Below are 21,806 nucleotides of genomic sequence, written 5' to 3' on the forward strand. Positions count from 1 at the left end.
GGGGTGTTAAATGGATGAATTCAAACCAGAAGACGAGCTGAAACCCGATCCCAGCGATCGTCGTACTGGTCGTTCTCGGCAGGCTTCCGATCGTGATAACGATCCGCAGATCAATTTTGACGACGTAGAGCTGGATGCCGATGAACCGCGTTCTACGCGTGCAACGCGCAGAGCGCGTGAAGAAGAAGAATATGAGGCAGATGACGAGGCTTTCGATGAAGAAGAGCCGGTAGAACGTCGTCCGCGCAAGCGTAAGAAAGCGCCGGCGCGTAAGCCTGCTTCCCGTCAGTATATTATGATGGGCGTTGGCATTGTGGTGCTACTGCTGCTGATTGCCGGCATTGGTTCCGCACTAAAATCGCCGTCGAAGAATGAGCCGTCCACTACCGCAGAGAAAGACATCTCGCTCTCTGGCGATCAGCAAAACACGACTCAGCCTGCCACAAACCAGACGGCAGATACGGCTTCTCAGGACGTCTCTTTACCGCCTATTTCCTCTACACCAACGGAAGGCCAACCCACGGCCACGCCTGATAGTCAGCAGCGTGTCGAGGTTCAGGGCGATCTGAACAACGCATTGACTCAGCAGCAGGGTCAGGTTGATACCGCAGTGAATTCGACGCTGCCGACGGAACCGGCGACCGTAGCTGCCGTGCGTAATGGCAATGCTCCACGTCAGGCCACCACTGGCGAAACGGCTGAACGTCATAACACCACCACGCGCCCTGAACGTAAGCAGGCGGTGATCGAGCCGAAACCGCAAAGTAAGCCGCAGCAAACGGCAAAACAAACGGTTACCGAGCCAAAACCGGTTACTCAACCGAAACGCACCGAAACCCCGACTGCACCGGTGAAAGCGCCAGCCGCCACCGCAAGTGCACCGGTAAAAGCGCCAGCGGCAACCACGGCTGAACCGAAGGCCGCGGCCACGACGACTGCTCCGGCAGCAAAAGCGCCGACCGCCACCGCGTCGACGACCACTGCGCCAGCCGCCACGACAGAGGCTAAATCGGCGGGTAACGTGGGTGCACTGAAGTCTGCGCCGTCCAGCCACTACACCTTGCAGCTCAGCAGTTCTTCCAGCTACGACAACCTGAACGGTTGGGCGAAGAAAGAAAACCTGAAAAATTACGTGGTATATCAGACTACCCGTAACGGGCAGCCCTGGTATGTGTTGGTCAGCGGGGTATATGCGTCGAAAGATGATGCTAAACGTGCCGTCACTACGCTGCCTGCTGATGTCCAGGCGAAAAACCCGTGGGCAAAACCACTGCATCAGGTTCAGGCCGATCTGAAGTAATGGTTGGGCATAGACAAAGCGCAATATGCTGTCGGAGCGTTCTCCACAGCCGGAGAAAATGTAATCAGCCAGCATGAAAAAGAATCGCGCTTTTCTGAAATGGGCAGGGGGGAAGTTCTCCCTGCTCGACGATATCAAAAAGCATTTGCCGCAGGGTGAATGCCTGATTGAACCCTTCGTGGGTGCAGGGTCGGTGTTTTTAAACACCGACTTTTCTCGTTATATCCTCGCGGATATCAACAGCGACCTGATAAGCCTGTACAACATCGTTAAATCGCAAACCGAAGAGTATGTGGCGGCGTCGCGCGAGATGTTCACGCCTGCTACCAACGTGGCAGAGCGGTATTACCAGCTACGGGATGAATTTAATCAGAGTCAGGAGCCTTTTCGTCGGGCGGTACTGTTTTTGTATCTGAACCGTCACGGCTATAACGGTCTGTGCCGCTATAACCTGCGCGGCGAATTTAATGTTCCTTTTGGCCGCTATAAAAAGCCTTACTTTCCGGAAGCAGAGCTTTATCACTTTGCCGAGAAGGCGCAAAACGCCTTTTTCTTCTGTGAAACCTATGCAGACAGCATGGCGCGTGCCAACAATGGCTCGGTAGTGTATTGCGATCCGCCGTATGCGCCGCTTTCCACCACGGCAAATTTTACCGCTTACCATACCAACAGTTTTAGTCTGGAACAGCAGGCCCATCTGGCACAGCTGGCAGAAGGGCTGGTCAGTAATCAGATCCCGGTGCTGATCTCTAACCACGATACGGCGTTAACGCGTGAATGGTATAAATTAGCGGCCAGAACCAATGTTATTAAAGTACGCCGTAGTATTAGCAGCAACGGCGGAACACGTAAGAAGGTGAACGAACTGCTGGCTCTGTATCATCCAGAGCTCGTTTTACCTGACATCAAATAAATTTCAAGGAGATGCAGATGAGCCAGTACTTAATTGCCCCTTCGATTCTGTCAGCGGATTTTGCCCGCCTGGGTGAGGACACGGAAAAAGCGCTGGCGGCAGGTGCGGATGTTGTTCATTTCGATGTGATGGATAACCACTACGTACCTAACCTGACTATCGGGCCGATGGTACTGAAGTCATTACGCGACTACGGTATTACCGCGCCAATTGACGTTCATCTGATGGTCAAACCGGTCGATCGCCTGGTTCCCGATTTCGCAGCGGCCGGTGCCAGCATTATTACCTTCCACCCCGAAGCATCCGAGCATGTGGATCGCACCCTGCAACTGATCAAAGAGCACGGCTGTAAGGCAGGCCTGGTGTTTAACCCGGCAACCTCCCTAAGCTATCTCGATTACGTCATGGATAAGCTGGATGTGATCCTGCTGATGTCGGTTAACCCAGGCTTCGGCGGTCAATCGTTCATTCCGCACACGCTGGATAAGCTACGTGAAGTGCGCCGCCGTATTGATGCTTCCGGCTTCGACATCCGCCTTGAAGTGGACGGCGGGGTGAAGGTTAACAATATCGCCGAGATCGCGGCGGCGGGCGCGGATATGTTCGTGGCCGGTTCTGCCATTTTTGACAAGCCGGATTACAAGCAGGTTATTGATGAAATGCGCCGCGAACTGGCGAAGGTAAGTCATGGATAAGCTCAAAACCATTGAGGGTATCGCCTTCGATCTTGATGGTACGCTGGTCGACAGCGCGCCGGGTCTGACCTCTGCCGTTGATAGCGCCCTGTATGCGCTGGAACTGCCACAGGCCGGTGAAGCACGCGTGGTGACGTGGATCGGCAACGGCGCGGACGTGCTGATGGAGCGAGCGTTGACCTGGGCTCGTCAGGAGCGCGCCATCCAGCGTGCTGCCTCGGGCAAGCCCCCTGTTGAGGACGGTGACATTCCACAGGAAGAGCAGGGGCGTATTCTGCGCAAGTTGTTCGATCGCTATTACGCGCAGTTTGCCGAAGAGGGCAGTTTTCTGTTTCCCGACGTCGCCGACACGTTAGGCGCGCTGCATGCAAAAGGATTGCCGCTGGCGCTGGTAACCAATAAGCCGACGCCATTTGTTGCGCCGTTGCTGGACGCGCTGGATATCGCCAAATATTTTACCGTGGTGATTGGCGGTGATGATGTACAGAATAAAAAACCGCATCCGGAACCTCTGCTGCTGGTCGCCAGTCGGCTGGGGATCGCGCCGCAAGCCCTGCTTTTTGTCGGCGATTCGCGCAATGATATTCAGGCCGCCGCTGCGGCGGGCTGCTGCTCCGTAGGATTAACCTACGGCTATAACTATGGCGAAGCGATTACGTTAAGTAATCCAGACTATATTTTCGATCGCTTCAATGAACTTCTGCCCGCACTCGGGCTTTTGCACAGTGAAAACCAGGAATTAAAAAATGACTAAGCCCATCGTCTTTAGTGGCGCACAGCCCTCAGGTGAATTGACCATTGGTAATTACATGGGTGCGCTGCGTCAGTGGGTAAACATGCAGGATGATTATCACTGCATTTATTGCATCGTTGACCTTCATGCTATTACCGCGCGTCAGGATCCTGAAAAGCTGCGTAAAGCCACGCTGGATACGCTGGCGCTATACCTGGCGTGTGGTATCGATCCGGAAAAAAGCACCATTTTCGTTCAGTCTCACGTTACTGAACACGCCCAGCTCGGCTGGGCGCTGAACTGCTATACCTACTTCGGCGAACTGAGCCGGATGACGCAGTTTAAAGATAAATCTGCCCGCTATGCGGAAAACATTAACGCCGGTCTGTTTGATTATCCGGTATTGATGGCAGCGGATATTCTGCTCTATCAGACCAATCAGGTGCCGGTCGGCGAAGATCAGAAGCAGCATCTGGAGCTGAGCCGTGATATCGCCTCCCGTTTCAACGCGCTTTACGGCGAGGTGTTTAAGGTGCCAGAGCCGTTTATTCCGAAATCCGGCGCGCGCGTAATGTCGCTGCTCGATCCAACGAAGAAAATGTCCAAGTCGGACGATAACCGCAATAACGTGATCGGCCTGCTGGAAGATCCGAAGTCGGTGGTGAAGAAGATCAAACGTGCGGTTACCGATTCCGACGAGCCGCCGGTGGTTCGTTACGATGTGCAGAATAAAGCAGGGGTGTCTAACCTGCTGGATATCCTTTCCGGCGTAACCGGTCAGAGCATCGCTGAGCTGGAGCAGCATTTTGAAGGCAAGATGTATGGTCATCTGAAAGGTGAAGTGGCAGACGCGGTATCCGGAATGCTGACCGAATTGCAGGAACGTTTTCATCGTTTCCGCAACGACGAGGCCTTCCTGCAAAAAATCATGAAAGAGGGCGCGGAAAAAGCCAGCGCGCGCGCGTCCGAGACCCTGAAAAAGGTGTATGAAGCCATCGGGTTTGTGGCGAAGCCGTAATACTATCTTCGCCCTCTTCCTCAGGGAGAGGGCGAGAATGACCTGTTTTTTACGTTACCTCTGTTCTGTGATCCTCTTCGCTTTTTGACCTTTTCCTGTTTGCCATTTGTATTCATTTTTATGAAGATAAAAGTATTCAATAAACTGAAGATTAAAAATGAGCCGTAGCTTTATTAAGAAAGAGGGCCTTGCCCAAGCCACGCTGGCGCGTTATCTGCTGGGAGAAAAGTGCGGTAACCGACTGAAAACTATCGATGAACTGGCAACAGAATGTCAGTTTTCCGTTGGACTCATTCAGGCAGCGCTAAAGACCCTGGAAAAGGCCAGCGCTGTTACCGTAGCGCGGCGCGGACGTAACGGTAGCTATCTCGTCAGTATGGATAACAAAGCCCTATTGGCGTTTGCAGACATTGGCAATGTAGTGTGTGCAATGCCGCTGCCGTACACCAGGCTATATGAGGGTCTGGCCAGCGGCCTGAAGGCGCAGTTCGACGGCATCCCGTTTTACTATGCACATATGCGCGGCTCGGATGTGCGCGTTGAGTGTCTGCTAAACGGTGTGTATGACCTGGCGGTAGTATCCCGGCTGGCGGCACAAAGTTACGTTGATAGCGGCGATGTGTGCATGGCGCTGGAACTGGGAGCGCATACCTACGTTGGAGAACACACGTTGATTTGCCGTGCCGATAGCCAGCAAATTCAGCGAGTGGGACTGGACCCTCGTTCTGCGGACCAGCGCATTATGACCGACATTTGTTTCGGTCATCAGCAGGTTGAACGGCTTGATGTGCCGTATCACGACTGCCTGAGTCACATTGCGCGGGGCGATATTGACGCTGCGATCTGGAACGTAGCCAATGCAGCTGATCTGGCATCTCATGGACTGGTGGCGAAACCCCTTACGGGTGATTTGCGTTTTATACAGGCATCAGAAGCGGTGGTTCTTACCCGTAGCGATGACGTCCCAATCCAGCAGTTACTGCGTACAGTAGTGGATAAACATGCGCTCCTTGACCACCAGCAGCGTGTGCTTAATGGTCAGGCAGAGCCGAGTTATTAGGAGATCCTATGGAGGAGCGGTTAAGTCTGCTGTGCGAGGCGGGGGTTATTGATAAGGATATTTGCGATGGCATGCTGGATGTATTGGGGCAACTGGAAACCGTATGGGCTTTGCCGGTGCGTAATGAACAGGGCGAAATGGCCATCACTCACATGGCCAGCGCATTGATGCGCAGCCGCCGCGAAGAGGTTATTAGTCCGCTGGATGATGAACTCATGGCGGAGATCCAGTGTTCGGACGCTTATGCGCAGTTATTAACGATTCATCAGTCGCTGCTGGCTCCGTTTGATGTCCGCCTGCATCCGAATGAAGAAGGGTATTTGCTGGCAAACCTATACAGTCTGTGGATGGTATCAAGAGCGTAGCGGATAAAGTGCGGGCTCACGCTTCCGCGTTAAATATTCAAAAAAATGATTATTTAAAACGTTTTCACCAACGGGTCGTCGAGAGGCAAGGATATGTTTATTAAAGCACTCAAGGCACAAAATCCAGCGCTGATACAGGCCGCGCGAACGCTGTGGCAGCAGGGGACGATACTCCCGGATACCTGGGTTATTGATGTCGATCAGGTAATGGAAAACGGTCGTCGTCTGCTGGACGTAGCCGGGCGTTACGGCATCACACTTTATCTGATGACCAAGCAGCTTGGCCGCAACCCGTGGTTAGCTAACAAACTTATTGCGCTGGGTTTTCATGGTGCGGTAGCGGTAGATTTCAAAGAAGCACGAACTTTGCGCAACGCCGGGGTTGCGGTATCCCACGTGGGGCATCTGGTGCAGATACCGCAAAGCCAGATGGATCAAAATGTCATGGCCTCAACCGATATCATCACTGTTTTTTCACTGGAAAAGATTAAGGCCATCTCCGCTGCCGCCAGGCGTAATCATTATGTACAGCCGATTATGCTCAAGGTCTTCGCTGAACATGACAGGCTCTACCCGGGGCAGGAGGCGGGGTTTTCCCTGGCTGAACTCGATAAAGTTGTTGAGGTAATAAAAACGCTGGCAGGGGTGCAACTCGTTGGCCTCACGCACTTCCCCTGTTTGCTCTGGGATGATGATACCCGCCAGACATTGCCTACGCCCAATCTGCACACGCTGCTTCAGGCGCGGGATCGCCTTGCTGCTCAGGGCATGACAATCACGCAGATTAACGCGCCATCAGCCTCAAGCTGTAGCACGCTGGCGCTGCTGGCCGAGTACGGCGTTACGCATGCCGAACCGGGCCATGCGCTGACGGGCACCATTCCCGCGAATCAGTACGGAGATCAGCCTGAACAGATTGCCATGCTGTATCTCACTGAAGTGTCTCATCATTTTCGCGGCAACAGTTACTGCTTCGGTGGCGGCTACTATCGCCGGGGACATCTGCAAAATGCGCTGGTCTACCCGGCGAATAGCTGTCACGAGGTTGCGACGCGTCTGTTACCCGTTGATGAAAGCAGTATTGATTACCACCTCCCCCTGGCAGAGGAGTTTCCGGTCGGCAGCCCGGTGGTGATGTGCTATCGCACCCAAATTTTTGTAACCCGCAGCGATGTGGCGCTGGTCACCGGTATCCATAGCGGCAAGCCGGTCCTCGCTGCGCTGTATGACAGTCTCGGCAATCCCGTTTCCGGAGGTGTGCATGAGTAAATTTGTGGTGGTAGTGATTGATAGTTTTGGTGTCGGGGCGATGGACGACGTGCCGCGGGTCAGGCCGCAGGATCGCGGCGCAAACACCTGTGGACATATTTTACAGCACCTTCCGCAACTGCGTTTACCGGTGCTGGAAAAGCTTGGGCTGATTAACGCGCTCGGCTTTACGGCAGGTACGCTGAAGCGCTCAGCAGGCGCGGTGTATGGCACGGCAGACCTGCAACATGAAGGAGGGGATACTTTTATGGGACATCAGGAGATCCTCGGCACCCGACCGCAATCGCCGTTAACCATGCCTTTTTCAGAGGTGATTGATGAGATTGAACAAGCACTAATGATTCGTGGATGGCAGGTTGAACGTATTGGCAGCACTCTGCAATACCTGTGGGTGAACGGAGCGGTAGCAATTGGCGATAATCTTGAGGCTGACCTCGGCCAGGTCTTTAACGTTAGCGCCAATCTTAATGCGATTACGTTTGATGAGGTTCGCGCCATCGGTGAGGTGGTCCGGCACTGCGTTCAGGTTGGACGGGTGATCGCGTTTGGCGGACGTCTGGAAAGCAGTCAACAACTTCGCAATGCTGCTGAAGAGAAAGAGGGTGTTTATATCGGTATTAACGCACCACGTTCTGGCGTTTACCAGCATGATTTTCAGGTGGTGCATATGGGCTATGGCGTGGATGCCAGCGTTCAGGTGCCGCAAAAATTACATGACGCGGGGATCAAAACCGTACTGGTAGGGAAAGTCGCCGATATCGCCAGCAATCCTTATGGCGTGAGCTATCAAAACCTGGTTGATACCCAGCGAATTATGGATATCACCCTGAAAGAAATGCAGGCATCGGGTGATGTGTTTATCTGCACCAATATACAGGAAACCGATCTGGCCGGTCATGCGCAGGATGTCGCGCGTTATGCCGAACGGCTGGAACTTGTCGACAACAATCTGGAACGGCTCATGCGGGCTATGCAACCAGAAGACTGCCTGGTGGTCATGGCGGATCACGGTAACGATCCCACTATTGGTCACAGTAAACATACCAGGGAAAAGGTTCCGCTGCTGGTCTGGCAGCCCGGCATTGCCTCTGCTTGCCTTGGCGCAAGATCCACGCTGTCTGACGTTGGAGCCACGGCCTGTGATTTTTTTGCCGCCGCCGCCCCTCAGAACGGCTCCTCATTTCTTTCACTACTGAAGCCTCGTACAAAGACCGCTGGAGGCAAGCATGTCTGAGTTCTCATACATTGATGCATCGGGATATACCTTTGCCCATGAGCATCTGCATATCGATCTGTCATCGTTTAAAAACAATATTGACTGTCGGCTGGACCAGTACGATCTCATTTGCGGAGAAATGAAGACGCTTTATGCCCTCGGCGTACGCAATATTATTGAGATGACCAATCGGTACATGGGTCGCAACCCGCAGTTTATGCTCGATATTATGCGCGATACCGGCATGAACGTGATGGCGTGTACCGGCTATTATCAGCATGATTTTTATCCAGCACACGTGGCCAGTACTCCTGCAGACGTGCTGGCGCAGGAGATGATTAACGAAATTGAGATCGGCATTGAGGGAACCGGGCTCAAAGCCGGGATCATCGCAGAGATCGGTTCAAGCGTGGATGTAATCACCCCGGACGAAGCGAAGATGTTTGCCGCCGCCGCGATAGCGCACCGGGAAACGGGACGTCCCATTTCCACACATACCTCATTCAGCACCATGGGGCTGGAGCAGCTGGCGCTACTGAAGAAATACGGCGTCGATCTCGCGCGGGTAGTGATTGGGCACTGCGATCTGAAAGACAATCTCGACAATATCCTGCGCATGATCGATCAGGGCGCCTACGTCCAGTTCGATACCATCGGCAAAAACAACTACTACCCGGATGAGAAGCGCGTCGCCATGCTGCAGGAGATCGCCCGTCGTGGCCTGCTCGATCATGTAATGCTCTCCATGGATATTACCCGCCGTTCTCATTTGAAAGCCAACGGTGGCCCTGGTTTTGATTATTTGCTGACAACATTCGTCCCGTTATTACAGGACGCGGGTTTTACCCAGTCCGATGTTGATTTGATGTTACGTGACACTCCCTCTGTCTTCTTTAAATAAGGATTTCCCATGAAAAAGATCGGTGTTGCTGGCTTACAGCGCGAACTTATAAAGAAAACGATCGAAACTGCCGCACCGGGCTGTTTTGAAATCTTTATTTACAACGATATGGAGGCGGCGATGAAGGTGAAATCCGGGCAACTGGATTACTACATTGGCGCGTGCAATACCGGCGCGGGAGCCGCCTTATCTATTGCCATTGCCGTTATTGGTTATAACAAAAGCGGCACGATTGCCAAACCCGGCATTAAGGCAAAAGACGAACAGATTGCCAAAATGGTTGCGGAGGGCAAAGTTGCCTTTGGTCTGTCGGTTGAACATATCGAACATGCGATACCGATGCTGGTCGCCCACTTAAAATAGGGACGCCGCAATGGATTTCTATATTCAGATTCTGATAGTGGCCTGTCTGACCGGTATGACTGCGCTACTGGCACATAAATCGGCAGCGGTATTTCATGACGGTATCCGCCCCATCCTGCCGCAGCTTATCGAAGGCAATATGAACCGCCGTGAAGCGGGCAGTATCGCTTTTGGTCTGAGCATTGGTTTTGTCGCCTCGGTGGGGATCTCTTTTACGCTGAAAACGGGGCTCCTGAACAGCTGGCTGCTATTTTTGCCCACCGATATTCTGGGCGTGCTGGCCATCAACGGCTGGCTGGCGTTCGGACTGGGTGCCGTGTGGGGCGTGCTGATCCTCACCTGCCTGATCCCGGTAAACCATTTACTGACCGCGTTGCCGGTCGATGTGCTTGGCTCGCTGGGTGAGCTCAGTTCGCCGGTCGTATCGGCGTTCGCGCTTTTTCCGCTGGTGGCTATTTTTTACCAGTTTGGCTGGAAAAATAGCTTATTTGCAGCGGTTGTCGTGCTGATGACCCGCGTGCTGGTGGTCCGCTTTTTCCCGCACCTGAATCCGGAATCCATAGAGATTTTCGTCGGGATGGTCATGCTGCTGGCTATCGCAATTGTGCAGGATCACCGTACCCGCAGCGAGCGCGAAAAGGATGACGCTGGCATATCGGTTTTTGAAGAGCGAACCTCGCGAATCATTAAAAATTTGCCGTTTATTGCCATTGTCGGCGGGCTGATTGCCGTCGTGGCCAGCATGAAAATATTTGCCGGTTCTGAAGTGTCAATCTTTACTCTGGAAAAGGCGTATACGGCCGGGCTGGATCCCACCGAATCACAGACGCTGATCCATCAGGCGGCGCTGGCGGAATTTATGCGCGGCCTGGGATTTGTTCCGCTGATCGCGACAACGGCGCTGGCAACCGGCGTTTATGCGGTCGCGGGCTTCACTTTTGTGTATGCCGCTGGCTATTTAATCGCCAATCCGTTTGTTGCGTTTATCGTTGGTGCGATAGTGATTTCCGCTGAAGTTCTGTTATTACGCTCTATTGGCAAATGGCTGGGGCGCTATCCCTCTGTACGCAATGCTTCAGACAATATCCGTAATGCGATGAATATGCTGATGGAAATGGCGCTGCTGGTAGGCTCCATTTTTGCTGCTATCAAAATGGCGGGTTATACCGGCTTTACCATTGCAGCAGCGCTCTATTTTCTCAATGAATCGCTGGGCCGTCCGGTGCAAAAAATGGCGTCGCCTGTTGTGGCAGTGCTGATCACCGGGATTGTGTTAAATATTCTTTACTGGTGCGGACTGTTTGTCCCGGCCTGAGGAAGCGTGCATGGAAACGTATCCGCTGCAAAGCCTTACGCTTACAGAAGCGCAGTGTAAGCAGTTTGCACTGGTAGACGCCATTTGCCGTCATTTCCCCGGCGCAGAATTTCTGCGTGGGGGAGATTTGGGTCTGGCGACAGGATTTAACCAGCCCCAGGTGACGCAGCGCGTTGAAGCCGTACTGGCGGCGTTTTTCCAGACTGACGCGGCCGTGCTGGTGCAGGGGGCCGGAACCGGAGCGATACGCGCAGGTCTTGCCGCGCTTCTTTCGGCCGGTGGAAGACTCTTAATTCACGATGCGCCGATTTATCCGACGACGGGCGTCATTGCTCAGCAGATGGGCCTTGAGCTGGTACGCGTCGATTTTAATGATGCACAGGCGTTAGCGCAGGCCGCGCTTCACTACCGGCCACACGCCGCGCTGGTGCAGCACACCCGGCAGCGACCAGCGGATCGGTATCATCTTGCCAACGTGGTAAAAAGCCTGACTGCGCAGGCCATTCCCGTCCTGACGGATGATAACTATGCGGTCATGAAAGTTGCGGCAATCGGCTGCGAATATGGCGCAGCGCTTTCCACCTTTTCCAGCTTCAAGCTATTTGGACCGGAAGGCGTGGGCGTAGTGGTGGGAGACGGTAAGGCAATTGCACGTATTCGTACGGCAATGTATTCCGGCGGTAGCCAGATTCAGGGGCATCTGGCTCTGGACGTGTTACGTGGTATGGTTTTGGCACCGGTGATGCATGCAGTTCAGGCTGGCGTAACCGAACGCCTGTGCCTGATGCTGAATCAGGGGAGCATTCCGCAGGTGAAACATGCCGTCATAGCCAATGCGCAGTCTAAAGTGTTGTTGGTCACTTTTCAGAAACCTATCGCCAGCCAGGTGCTGGAAAACGCTCCGCGTTTTGGTGCATTACCATGGCCGGTTGGTGCTGAATCTAAATACGAGATCCCGCCGCTGTTTTATCGGCTTTCTGGAACTTTCCGGGAAGCAAATCCGGGGGCAGAGCATGACACGATCCGTATCAATCCGAATCGAAGCGGCGAAGAAACGGTAATGCGGATATTACGCGAGAGTTGCCAGTCATTATAATAAAAAAACCGGGAATATCCCGGTTTTTTACGAGGCTGTATTTATATTACTGAGCTGCAGCCGGGCCGCAACCACCAATAATTTTAGAAATAGAAATTGCCGGGTGCAGTAAATAATCATAGCTACAGTTATTTTTTTTGTTTTCGATATGGCCGGTGCAAGCGGTCAGCGTTGCCAGAACACCAGCAACAATAGCGATTTTTACAACTTTTAACATAACAAAATCCTTCTTGGGACAATATGCATATAACAAGGAAATAAATGGAAAATCCATTTTTCATTAACAACATAACAATAAATGCTAACAAGAAATAGTCCTAATTAGGACTTTATACTGTCGGTGAATTATGGTTGACGTTGAAAGGTCCGTGGAGAGAAGTCCGCATCAGGCGCTTTGGCGATATCGTTGACAGAGCCACGTCAGACTACGGAGGTGGCCCCGGCGTCAACCCTTTATTGGTTTAACCAGTAGCCCGCAGGCCACCGGTATTCCATTATGGATAAGAGACAGAGAACACGGCAGAGGCTTTAAAATTACCCGGTATGATGGCTATATTACTATCGGGCTTCAACGTTGCCAGAAAATGGAGCGTCTGGCTGGTAGGCGTACCTTCTGCACCACCGCCAAAGATACCATTGGAAGTATCTATTTCGTCCTCATAATCTTTATAAACAGAGGTGATATCATTAGGTTTCATGACCATTTTGCTACTTTTAGTTGTTGCCTCACCCTGAATCTGTACCCCAACCCCTGCGGCCGCAGTGCTATCCGTTAGGGTATTCCCTAGCAGGGTAGCATCCCGCCCGGAAATATTTGTTTTCAGCTTTACTTCAATGTCTCTAATTCGAATACAGTTTTTTAACTCGATAGCGAAAGGCACGTCTGCGAGACCATCTGAAATAGATTGAGGGCTATGATTCCCTAGTTGTACTTCATTGCCATTTACGACGGTATCTCCACTAACAATAGAGGTAAAACATGTTGGTTCTGTAATGCTTACGTTGGCCATGTTAAATTTAACATATATGGACCTGTTGCGTATTTCAACTCCTGCACCGTCTGTGTGATATTTAAAAAGATAGTCAGACGACGAACTGAGCAATTCAATTGTTTCACCCGTTGTTGCTGAGAAAGTATTATCCGTAAAAAATTCAATTGTAATATCAGCCGTGATACCGCCATATATTTGATATCTTGGGGTTTTTCTGGACGGGTCTTGTTTACTATCACACAAGTTTTCATTATCGTTAAATGTTAATTCTGTATACGCAGAGTCGCCGATATAGGTAATACCTGCTGGTGCAGTAATTAAAGCCCGGTAGGTTCTAAAATTAGCGATCGTAATATTATAATACAGTCCCTGAATATTGGTTTTGAACAGTTGATGTCCCCCATAAGTTTTATTAGCAGGAACCATTGAATGAGTGAGTTTCATTCTCTCCCCGCTGGCGTTGTTATGAAGTGTGCAATAAACAAAGCCATTCCCTCCGACATCGTGACCGGTATCGATCTGATTATATTTGAGTATAACATTGGCTGGCGTCGCCGTTGGCGACGTATTCTTGTAAAAAACAAGAGAACTGCCACTGCCCAGGGCGTATGTCAGATTTGCGCGACCATCACCACGAGGGCCTAATTCGTCATTAGACCCACTATCATCCCCGGCAACAAATGTTTTACTGCCAGCAATACTAACCGGGGTAATACATAGGTAGCTACAGATTATGACCAGAAGGCAACTGAGCCACATTCCTTTTGATTTGTACATATTTTCTCCATTATTGCTTTCAGGCAGTAAATTCTTTATGTGCTAATTTATTCATAATAGGCCGATATCCATACCGATGTTCTAACCGGGCCACCCGTAACTGAACGAGCATTATTTTCCCGCTGCATACGAGTATAAAATGTATAATTTTTTTCTGTGAGATCATCGGCGCTGCTAACGGCATAAATACTTTGTGGTGAACCATCCGATTTTAGTACATTAAAACGATTATTGGGATCCTGTACCGAAAAAATAACAATCCCCACATTTTGCGCACCCGTTTCATCATCATTGGTAAAAATCTGATTGGAGTATGGTGATAAACTCCCTGATAAAGGAGTAAAGCTGAGTGTTAATTTTTTGGGGTTTTTACTGTCACTTCCCGGACAATTATTGATTGTGACATAGAACATCTCACCCCCAGCATAATCATCTTCTGGAGTGATATTATCAGCGAAATAATCATAACCCACCGAGTCAAGAATTACACTCTTGTTGTTATTCAGTGAAATTTGACAGCTATCGACAATAATGTTGGCTTTGATCTCCACATCATTATCTGCCTGTGCATATAGGGGAAATAAAAAAATGATAACAGTAGTGACTATCCGATATAAGTGCGCCATAAGTAAATTACTCGTACTGAATGGTAAATGTTGCCAGGGAAGAGAATTCACCCGCACCAGCATCAGAGGCTGTTTTATCCTTTGCGATGACCATTCTTGCACTGAGTGGCCAGTTGACAAAGTTTGTTCCACTTGCGCCTTCGACATCGACGTAAGTGATTGGCGGGTTTGTACAGTCAAGTTGGGTGCCTGATGCAGAGGCCCCTCCCGCATTGTTTTCCGTCCAGACTTCAGCAGATACACCCGTCGCCGCATTGACGCCTGACAATGCATTGCGATAACCAGCGCCATTGTTCGATTGTCCATCACAACCGGTTCTCTTTTCCAGCTTGATGATAGCAGTATTTCTCGACAAACCTTCGCACTTAGAAAAACGAATAACAAAGGGCTTGTATTTCGATTTATTAACCACCTCACTCAGAAGGACATCACCAATATCTACTGCTGTAATTAGCGTATTATTGGTATCCGCAAGTGATGCTTCACAGGTACTTGGCTGGACAGTTGTTGAAACGGTCAGATCCAGAGTACTGCTTGCGGCCCACACCGACGGTGAATGACAAAGCATTGTCAGCAAAGTGATCAATATCGCGTGTTGCTTATTCATGTTGATCCCCTTGTTATTGATAATTAAAGGTAAAAATTACCTTAGCCTTGAATGCCCCGGGAGTAATCCCCCCCGAAGCGCCTGTACTGCGGATTATTGCGGTCAGATCCAGTCCGTTTTCTCTCTCATCGTTACTCCAGATGACAGGAGTTGAACCATCAAAATTAAGCGATGGGCCGGAAGAATCTTTGCGTTCAAGAGCAAGACCCACATTTGTTGCTCCACTGGCTTCGTCATTGGCAATCAAATAGGTCGTATTATTAACCAGTGAACCAGACATTGTCATAGATAAGCCGGTAAGAACGTTATTACACTCTTTGGGCAGTAGTTTGAAATGACCTTATGACTCAGGCGAAGCATTGGCAATAGAACTGATAGATACAGGAGGCATTGTCATCTCGTAACTGTTGTTTGTTTTATCAGTAATATTTGTACCGCTCAACGCCGTCAACGTCATTGAACATGTCGTCTCTTCAACTGTTGCTGTGAAGTCTACGTTGATCTCCTGAGCGAATACGACGCAGTTTACGGTCAATAATCCGACAAGAAATGGTAGCAGCGCGTATTTCTTCATCTCCTTTCCTCCGTCGTTATGGCATCTGGCAGGGTACGGTATTTAACACTACCGATTTGCCCTGCATTTTAGGAGATGCTGGAATTTGATAGTGAATACGACAACTTTGGATTTTTCCGTCTTTAAGCCATTCCACTCGTAGATCTCCACTTTCATTAATCCCACGAACAAAGGCCTGGCTTCCCTGGCCAATAACGCCCAACGCGTTGCCATTGGTATCATAAACGCTGGCGGCGAAAGGCATTGGCTGATTATCGCTGCGAACAACATTTATTATTGCAGAGCGGCCCTGGTCAGTATCAAAGCGGCTCGTGACCACTGCGCCCATTTTAGGTACGGTCGTTGCGCTGGTATTTTTCAGTTCGATATCGTTATCTAATTTACTTATATCCAGGAAAATGGTGTTTTCCCGATACGGAGATAGCGAAGTTGTTATTCCCTGGCCAAAACGATTCACGGTACTGTTACCATAGTTTATACGGGCCCCCTTCGCTCCGGGCGCATCAATAATGCCAAGCGTATCTGAGGCGCTAAAACTGTCATTACTAAATGTTAAACCGTTGCGATGTAGAACAAAGCCACCATCAGTATTCAGCGAGTATTGACGTGAGTTATCGCTACTGGCCGACACGGAGCCTGATAACGTTCCCCAGGGCGACTCATAGCCAACAAAAGTACCAATGGATGAAATATCTTTATCATCTTTGTTCATGTTGTAGCCTGCATTTAGGCTATAGTTCCAGAGGTTATTCTCACTATTACCATTAGTGCTCATCGTCATTTGATGATTGCCATTCAGATCGCTGTTGGCGCTGGTATTGAGTGTACGGAAACCACTGCTATTACGTTCGCCGCCAAACAGGTTTTCTAGTGGAATGGTCAGGCTCAGATAAATGGAATCATCTTTTTTATTGTCTTCATCATAGCTTCGCTGCACGCCTATACTATAACTGGCCCAGGAGAACGCATTGCTATACCCTAATGAATAGTCACTTTGGGTATTGTTAGTAGCCCAGTAATCAGTCCATGTACCTGTCAGGTAAAATGAACCATAACTTTGTTCTCCATCTTGTAGCGTCTGGTTTATGTTGACACTAAACTGATTCTTCATCCGACTAAAGTTAGCCATCCCTTGATTATTGTCATCTTTATCTGGATGTTTAGCCTCATCAATCAACGTAAGGGCATCATTCAGCCCTAAATAGTTCTTGGTTGAGTAACGATATGCCGCAATATTGAGCGAGGTATTCGTAGGTGTGAAGTATTTATTCCAGGAAAGACGATAGCTTTGCCCATTGTAATTTTTATCACCCGGAATATCCGTCGATGAGTGAGTGACATCAAGTGAAAATGCGCCCAGAGACGTATTCATGCCAAGTCCGGCTAATCCAGCATAATAACCATTATCCGTCGCCTGCAAACCTGCATACCCTGTAAAGGTATTGGTCAGTCCATAATAAAAAGTCCCCTGCGCAAGACCCGGTTTATCATGCAAATTGTCATCATTCACCTGACCAACCCCCGCATCCCAGCGGCCTACCCCGGGACGGAGCATCTGTGTGACAGAAGAAAAAGGCTGTGAGAACGTGCGTTTTGAGCCATCGGCTTCTTCTATAGTGACTATTAAATCAGCGCCATAGCTGGAAGGTGTAATATCATCTATCGTAAACGGGCCTGGAGGAACGGATGTTTCATATACCTTATAGCCATTTTGTGTGATGGTCACTTTAGCGTTCGAATTCGCAATACCGCGAATTATCGGCGCATAGCTTGCCAGCACCGGCGGAAGCATACGGTCTTCACTGTAGATACGAATCCCCCTCAGGTTAACCGAGTCAAACGTTTCCCCTGTGGTATAGGTTTCACCTACCACCAGTTGCGAACGCAGGAATTCGATATCATGTTGTAAATAGCGGTTTTGGTATTGAAAATCGCTCTCACCATTTTTTGTCCAGGAATAGTTCCCTTGTGAGCGAAAATGCCAGTTACCCAGATTAAACCCCGCCATCATACCAAGGTAAAAACTATCCGTATCATAGCTCTGGTTTTCACTATGCCAGCCGTTCATGTTATAGGAGAACAGTCCGGCATTTACGCCATCTTCCCATAGTGAGGGATCGACATAGTTGCTGTAAGTTTGCATCAGCGCGGCCTGAGGCACGGTGATATCCAGCCGCTGATCGCTATTATCGTAACGAACCGTCGATTGTGGGATTATCGCCTGAAGGTTCAGACAGTCCTGGGCCGCCGTTTCCTTTTTCAACAACACATCGTTCGACTCAAGTTTTTCTGGTTGCTTTATATGTAGTTGAGTAAGCATTGCACTGGATATACAGGGAATCGCACTATGTTTTTTATCCGTTTCAAAAAAATCAAGCGCAATGCTGTTTGCCCGATTACTATTAAGATAAACGACAACGGTGTAATGTCCTGGAAGAGTGGCATTACCTTCACTATAGCGACTTAAATCAACACTGGTTGCGCTTTTTCCCATCAAAAATGACGGGTCAAAATCCATCGCTTCTTCAGCCCAGGTTGGCGCACAATAAGCCAACAGGCAGCAACTAATAGCCTGCCACAGAATTTTCATTCTGAAATGTACTGATAATCGATCCATCATTGCCCCATTATTTACCATTGCCCACTTATAGAGAGGACTTACCTGCAATAGAACCGCCAAAATCATTGATAGCCCGATATTCAAGCGTACCTTTACTTACCTGACTCAGGCCATTAACGGCGAAATCAGCATCACTTTTGGGCGCAACCATACTGGCTTTAACAGTATATTTTTTCCCATTGACAGTGACATTCGCTGAACTGAATGAAACGTAGTAGGGGGTAGGATTTACAGCATGTAATACGACCTGACTATTATTAGAGCGTAGTTGCCATGTAATCTTTGCTGGTGCTTCACTTGCGCGGCCTGGTAAACCTTCCGGGCGATAAAACAACTTAATACGAGTCCGAAACGCCAGTTGAAGCAGATTTTTGCCTTTATCGTCTTCTCCCTTAGCTTTACCTGGGATTTCAAGGGCATTAAACCAGTACACAGATTCCCTGTCGGCAGGAAGGCTGGTGGTGCCTGAATACATGATTTTTACTGTTTGCCCGCGCGTAGGTTCAATGCGTGATACGGGAGGGGTGGCAGTAAATGGTACAGATATGGTACTGGGATCGGCATTATCATCACCGGTGTCCAACCATGTCTGTACTAACAGTGGCCTGGTACCGCGGTTTTCCATACGAATAGTCGTTTCATCGGCGCCGGCTTTATAGATAATTCTTGTTCCTGACAGAACAATGTCAGCATAAGTTAGAGGGCTAAACATTCCCCCTAAAATTACCGATAACAATGCTGTTAATGAATATTTTTTTAGTATCATTTAGCCATTCCATGGGCAACATAACTAACGGGTTGTGGGAAATATCAGCCTCAACCCGTTAGTTTATTACTTGTTTATATTAATTACAGTTATTATGAAACACTGTAATTCATTACATCGTTTCGATTAGTTATATGACACAGTGTAAGCGGCATTGGTTTTCACATAACCACTACCTACAGCTTGTGTGCTATTCGCTTTGACGTAAGAGGCCATAAAGTTATAAGTAGCGACCTTGCTTGTAAACTCTTTGGTGTGAACGTCTGTCGGATTGTTGACGAGGACTTGTGTATATGCCCCGGTATCGCTGACTTCGTGAATAGCGATATTGGTACCTGTTGCTGGGGTAGCTATGGATGAATCATTATTCAAAGTACCCTTGCTATTGCTAAAGAACGTTGAACCCATGGACAGGTTTGCGTTTTCGGATATGTCATCATCTGACAGTGCTGAACAGTCGACAGTGATGCTGAAAGGTGCAGCTTTAGCACCCACTGCCGCGTTCGTCACTTCACCCGCTGCCGTTACCTCTGACACTGTTGCTGTTTTTAATACAATTGATGCATCTCTTGCGGTGCCATCATTTACAAGCAGTTTACAGGTTTCATCGGAAACCAACCCGGCAATATCCAGTTGACCGCCATCAGCAGCAAATGCAGATGAGGCGGATACGATAGCCGAAGCTGCAATTGATAATGCAATGAGAGTTTTGTTCATAGACTAAATATCCATATATTAAATATAAAAAAAATTAATTTAGTAAAGCGAGTGGTTTTATACACAATATTACATAGTATGTAAAAGTTTTTTTTATTATTTCTGTGGTGAATTATAAATATAAATTTATATATTTATTAAATATAATTCGTTATATATATGTCAGTGCGGATTTTGAGGTTTGTTCATGGCCTTTAGGATGCTGGTCATGACGGTAAATCTAAGCAAACTGACAGCGGGGACAATGAACAGGAACGCTGACCCATAAGAAAACCTCAAAAGCGGGTATTACATATATCAATTCAACTAATAAGAGGCATTAAGCATTTTTATCAATGATGTGAGAACCAGTTAAGCTTATTGCGCAGCTCCGTGACCCGGCCAACAATAATCAGTGAAGGGCTTTCAACCTGTTGCGCCAGCGAGCTTAATTGCGAGAGTACGCCGCTGACCACGCGCTGTTTAATGGCGGTGCCATTCTCGACCAGCGCTACTGGCATATCGCCAGACATACCGCATTTTATAAGGTTTTCCTGGATATTCGATGCCTGACTGAGACCCATATAAAAGACCAGCGTCTGCTTTTCTGCCGCCAGGTTTTTCCAGTCCAGCTCACGGTCAGTTTTCAGATGTCCGGTGATCAGCCGCACGCTTTGCGCATAATCGCGATGGGTCAGCGGGATACCCGCATAGGCTGAGCAACCGGAAGCGGCGGTAATGCCTGGTACTACGGAGAAGGGAATATTCGCCTGGCACAGCGTTTCCAGCTCTTCGCCACCGCGTCCGAAAATAAACGGATCGCCGCCTTTGAGACGCACCACGCGTTTGCCTTTTTGCGCCTCACGCAGCAGGATCTGGTTAATTTCCTCCTGCGGCACGCAGTGGTAGCCTGCACGCTTACCGACGAAGATCCGGTCGGCATCGCGGCGCACCAGATTCATGATCTCGTCAGACACCAGCCTGTCATAGACGACGATATCTGCCTGTTGGATCTGTTGTAATCCTTTCAGCGTTAATAGCCCCGGATCGCCGGGACCCGCGCCCACCAGTACCACTTCACCGCGATGATCCAGCGGTTCGTTCAGCAGTTGCCCGGTAATGGCGTCAATCGCCAGCCGATCCTGATTCGCCAGCGACTGCGCCAGCCGATCGTGCACAAACAGCTTTTCCCAGAAGCGACGGCGTTCGCTCACGGTGGCGTACTGTTTTTTCACCCGCGCACGCAACTGTCCGGCGTATTTCGCTACCTGACCCAGATGCTGTGGTAATAGCGATTCCAGCTTCTCGCGCAGCAGACGCGCCAGCACCGGCGAGGCGCCGCCGGAGGAAACCGCTACCATCAGCGGCGAGCGATCGATGATTGACGGCATAATAAAACTGGCCTGCTTCGGCGCATCCACTACGTTACAGAAAATGCGTCGGGCTTCGGCGGCATCGCTGACCCGCTGGTTAACCTCAGCGTCATCGGTCGCGGCAACCGCCAGCCAGCACTCATCCAGCAACGACCCGGCAAATTCGCCTTCCACCAGGGTGAGGACGCCCGCTTTTTCCCACACCGCAAACTGCGGCGCAAAAGCGAGCGCGTTAACGGTAAGCCGTGCGCCCGCTTCCAGCAGTAGTCGAGCTTTCCGTTCAGCGACGTCGCCGCCGCCAACGAGCAGACAGGCACGGTCGCGTACCTGACAAAAAATAGGCAAATAGTCCACGTCGTCTCCTTATTTACTGGCTGACGGTTGCTTGCGTGGTCGATGTGGCAGGCGCTGGACGTCCGGCGCGCGGCGTAGCATAAGCCCATAAACACTGCCCGGAGACGCGTAACCCACAGCATTGGCCGCACACGGGTAAACATGTTGATGATTCTGAAGGCCACCCTAACCCTCTCC

At 49.9% G+C, this 21,806-nt stretch carries 23 protein-coding genes; 13 read left to right on the forward strand and 10 right to left on the reverse strand.

The window, feature by feature from the left end:
• Positions 1-10: 10 nt before the first annotated feature.
• The 13 genes from damX to P0H77_RS02120 all read left to right on the forward strand — a co-directional run bounded on the left by damX (position 11) and on the right by P0H77_RS02120 (position 12,244).
• Entirely contained in the window at positions 11-1,300 is a 1,290-nt protein-coding gene (gene damX / locus P0H77_RS02060) for a cell division protein DamX (protein WP_276163379.1), read from the forward strand.
• A gap of 73 nt (positions 1,301-1,373) precedes the next feature.
• Entirely contained in the window at positions 1,374-2,213 is an 840-nt protein-coding gene (gene dam / locus P0H77_RS02065; RefSeq protein ID WP_276163380.1) for an adenine-specific DNA-methyltransferase, read from the forward strand.
• 17 nt (positions 2,214-2,230) lie between these two features.
• A complete protein-coding gene (gene rpe / locus P0H77_RS02070; RefSeq protein ID WP_276163381.1) occupies positions 2,231-2,908 on the forward strand; it encodes a ribulose-phosphate 3-epimerase in 678 nt (225 codons plus the stop codon).
• A complete protein-coding gene (gene gph, locus P0H77_RS02075) occupies positions 2,901-3,662 on the forward strand; it encodes a phosphoglycolate phosphatase (protein ID WP_276163382.1) in 762 nt (253 codons plus the stop codon). Before rpe ends, gph begins: the two co-directional genes overlap by 8 nt.
• Positions 3,655-4,659, forward strand: a complete 1,005-nt coding sequence (gene trpS, locus P0H77_RS02080) for a tryptophan--tRNA ligase (RefSeq protein WP_276163383.1) — start codon at positions 3,655-3,657, stop codon at positions 4,657-4,659. The genes gph and trpS overlap by 8 nt, the downstream gene beginning before the upstream one ends.
• Positions 4,660-4,816: 157 nt before the next feature.
• Complete coding sequence (gene yhfZ / locus P0H77_RS02085; RefSeq protein WP_276163384.1) at positions 4,817-5,719, forward strand: GntR family transcriptional regulator YhfZ; 903 nt, start codon at positions 4,817-4,819, stop codon at positions 5,717-5,719.
• A gap of 8 nt (positions 5,720-5,727) precedes the next feature.
• On the forward strand, positions 5,728-6,084 hold the full coding sequence (locus P0H77_RS02090; protein WP_276163385.1) for a PRD domain-containing protein: 357 nt from the start codon (positions 5,728-5,730) through the stop codon (positions 6,082-6,084).
• Between the two features lie 93 nt (positions 6,085-6,177).
• Positions 6,178-7,353 carry a YhfX family PLP-dependent enzyme gene (locus tag P0H77_RS02095; protein WP_276163386.1) on the forward strand — a complete coding sequence of 392 codons (1,176 nt, stop codon included), beginning with the start codon at positions 6,178-6,180 and terminating at the stop codon, positions 7,351-7,353.
• Entirely contained in the window at positions 7,346-8,587 is a 1,242-nt protein-coding gene (locus P0H77_RS02100; RefSeq protein WP_276163387.1) for a phosphopentomutase, read from the forward strand. Before P0H77_RS02095 ends, P0H77_RS02100 begins: the two co-directional genes overlap by 8 nt.
• Positions 8,580-9,470, forward strand: coding sequence for a phosphotriesterase-related protein (locus P0H77_RS02105; protein WP_276163388.1), 891 nt, complete (start codon positions 8,580-8,582; stop codon positions 9,468-9,470). Before P0H77_RS02100 ends, P0H77_RS02105 begins: the two co-directional genes overlap by 8 nt.
• Positions 9,471-9,479: 9 nt before the next feature.
• On the forward strand, positions 9,480-9,833 hold the full coding sequence (locus P0H77_RS02110) for a DUF2620 domain-containing protein (protein WP_276163389.1): 354 nt from the start codon (positions 9,480-9,482) through the stop codon (positions 9,831-9,833).
• Between the two features lie 10 nt (positions 9,834-9,843).
• On the forward strand, positions 9,844-11,148 hold the full coding sequence (locus P0H77_RS02115) for a YhfT family protein (protein ID WP_276163390.1): 1,305 nt from the start codon (positions 9,844-9,846) through the stop codon (positions 11,146-11,148).
• 10 nt (positions 11,149-11,158) lie between these two features.
• On the forward strand, positions 11,159-12,244 hold the full coding sequence (locus tag P0H77_RS02120) for an aminotransferase class I/II-fold pyridoxal phosphate-dependent enzyme (RefSeq protein WP_276163391.1): 1,086 nt from the start codon (positions 11,159-11,161) through the stop codon (positions 12,242-12,244).
• 46 nt (positions 12,245-12,290) lie between these two features.
• Here P0H77_RS02120 and P0H77_RS02125 read toward each other — a convergent pair whose 3' ends face one another.
• The 10 genes from P0H77_RS02125 to cysG form a co-directional block, all read right to left on the reverse strand.
• Positions 12,291-12,461, reverse strand: coding sequence for a YhfL family protein (locus tag P0H77_RS02125; RefSeq protein ID WP_276163392.1), 171 nt, complete (start codon positions 12,459-12,461; stop codon positions 12,291-12,293).
• Between the two features lie 277 nt (positions 12,462-12,738).
• Positions 12,739-14,013 carry a fimbrial protein gene (locus P0H77_RS02130; RefSeq protein WP_276163393.1) on the reverse strand — a complete coding sequence of 425 codons (1,275 nt, stop codon included), beginning with the start codon at positions 14,011-14,013 and terminating at the stop codon, positions 12,739-12,741.
• Positions 14,014-14,060: 47 nt separating this feature from the next.
• Entirely contained in the window at positions 14,061-14,564 is a 504-nt protein-coding gene (locus P0H77_RS02135) for a fimbrial-like protein (RefSeq protein ID WP_276163394.1), read from the reverse strand.
• A gap of 82 nt (positions 14,565-14,646) precedes the next feature.
• Positions 14,647-15,246 (reverse strand): fimbrial protein, encoded by a 600-nt coding sequence (locus P0H77_RS02140; protein WP_276163395.1) that lies wholly within the window; start codon positions 15,244-15,246, stop codon positions 14,647-14,649.
• A 13-nt stretch (positions 15,247-15,259) separates the two neighbouring features.
• Entirely contained in the window at positions 15,260-15,526 is a 267-nt protein-coding gene (locus P0H77_RS02145; RefSeq protein WP_276163396.1) for a fimbrial protein, read from the reverse strand.
• A 60-nt stretch (positions 15,527-15,586) separates the two neighbouring features.
• Complete coding sequence (locus tag P0H77_RS02150) at positions 15,587-15,820, reverse strand: hypothetical protein (RefSeq protein WP_276163397.1); 234 nt, start codon at positions 15,818-15,820, stop codon at positions 15,587-15,589.
• 16 nt (positions 15,821-15,836) lie between these two features.
• Positions 15,837-18,437, reverse strand: a complete 2,601-nt coding sequence (locus P0H77_RS02155; RefSeq protein WP_346429457.1) for an outer membrane usher protein — start codon at positions 18,435-18,437, stop codon at positions 15,837-15,839.
• 28 nt (positions 18,438-18,465) lie between these two features.
• Entirely contained in the window at positions 18,466-19,206 is a 741-nt protein-coding gene (locus tag P0H77_RS02160; protein ID WP_276163399.1) for a fimbrial chaperone, read from the reverse strand.
• 126 nt (positions 19,207-19,332) lie between these two features.
• On the reverse strand, positions 19,333-19,923 hold the full coding sequence (locus P0H77_RS02165; RefSeq protein ID WP_276163400.1) for a fimbrial protein: 591 nt from the start codon (positions 19,921-19,923) through the stop codon (positions 19,333-19,335).
• Between the two features lie 332 nt (positions 19,924-20,255).
• Positions 20,256-21,629, reverse strand: a complete 1,374-nt coding sequence (gene cysG / locus P0H77_RS02170) for a siroheme synthase CysG (RefSeq protein WP_276163401.1) — start codon at positions 21,627-21,629, stop codon at positions 20,256-20,258.
• Positions 21,630-21,806 lie beyond the last annotated feature (177 nt).

The organism is Superficieibacter sp. HKU1, from assembly GCF_029319185.1.
Lineage (GTDB): Bacteria > Pseudomonadota > Gammaproteobacteria > Enterobacterales > Enterobacteriaceae > Superficieibacter.

Bases quoted from the DNA above. Each gene is read 5' to 3' on its own strand.
- damX (WP_276163379.1), top strand. From the start codon at position 11: ATGGATGAATTCAAACCAGAAGACGAGCTGAAACCCGATCCCAGCGAT.
- dam (WP_276163380.1), top strand. From the start codon at position 1,374: ATGAAAAAGAATCGCGCTTTTCTGAAATGGGCAGGGGGGAAGTTCTCC.
- rpe (WP_276163381.1), top strand. From the start codon at position 2,231: ATGAGCCAGTACTTAATTGCCCCTTCGATTCTGTCAGCGGATTTTGCC.
- gph (WP_276163382.1), top strand. From the start codon at position 2,901: ATGGATAAGCTCAAAACCATTGAGGGTATCGCCTTCGATCTTGATGGT.
- trpS (WP_276163383.1), top strand. From the start codon at position 3,655: ATGACTAAGCCCATCGTCTTTAGTGGCGCACAGCCCTCAGGTGAATTG.
- yhfZ (WP_276163384.1), top strand. From the start codon at position 4,817: ATGAGCCGTAGCTTTATTAAGAAAGAGGGCCTTGCCCAAGCCACGCTG.
- P0H77_RS02090 (WP_276163385.1), top strand. From the start codon at position 5,728: ATGGAGGAGCGGTTAAGTCTGCTGTGCGAGGCGGGGGTTATTGATAAG.
- P0H77_RS02095 (WP_276163386.1), top strand. From the start codon at position 6,178: ATGTTTATTAAAGCACTCAAGGCACAAAATCCAGCGCTGATACAGGCC.
- P0H77_RS02100 (WP_276163387.1), top strand. From the start codon at position 7,346: ATGAGTAAATTTGTGGTGGTAGTGATTGATAGTTTTGGTGTCGGGGCG.
- P0H77_RS02105 (WP_276163388.1), top strand. From the start codon at position 8,580: ATGTCTGAGTTCTCATACATTGATGCATCGGGATATACCTTTGCCCAT.
- P0H77_RS02110 (WP_276163389.1), top strand. From the start codon at position 9,480: ATGAAAAAGATCGGTGTTGCTGGCTTACAGCGCGAACTTATAAAGAAA.
- P0H77_RS02115 (WP_276163390.1), top strand. From the start codon at position 9,844: ATGGATTTCTATATTCAGATTCTGATAGTGGCCTGTCTGACCGGTATG.
- P0H77_RS02120 (WP_276163391.1), top strand. From the start codon at position 11,159: ATGGAAACGTATCCGCTGCAAAGCCTTACGCTTACAGAAGCGCAGTGT.
- P0H77_RS02125 (WP_276163392.1), bottom strand. From the start codon at position 12,461: ATGTTAAAAGTTGTAAAAATCGCTATTGTTGCTGGTGTTCTGGCAACG.
- P0H77_RS02130 (WP_276163393.1), bottom strand. From the start codon at position 14,013: ATGTACAAATCAAAAGGAATGTGGCTCAGTTGCCTTCTGGTCATAATC.
- P0H77_RS02140 (WP_276163395.1), bottom strand. From the start codon at position 15,246: ATGAATAAGCAACACGCGATATTGATCACTTTGCTGACAATGCTTTGT.
- P0H77_RS02145 (WP_276163396.1), bottom strand. From the start codon at position 15,526: ATGTCTGGTTCACTGGTTAATAATACGACCTATTTGATTGCCAATGAC.
- P0H77_RS02150 (WP_276163397.1), bottom strand. From the start codon at position 15,820: ATGAAGAAATACGCGCTGCTACCATTTCTTGTCGGATTATTGACCGTA.
- P0H77_RS02155 (WP_346429457.1), bottom strand. From the start codon at position 18,437: ATGGATCGATTATCAGTACATTTCAGAATGAAAATTCTGTGGCAGGCT.
- P0H77_RS02160 (WP_276163399.1), bottom strand. From the start codon at position 19,206: ATGATACTAAAAAAATATTCATTAACAGCATTGTTATCGGTAATTTTA.
- P0H77_RS02165 (WP_276163400.1), bottom strand. From the start codon at position 19,923: ATGAACAAAACTCTCATTGCATTATCAATTGCAGCTTCGGCTATCGTA.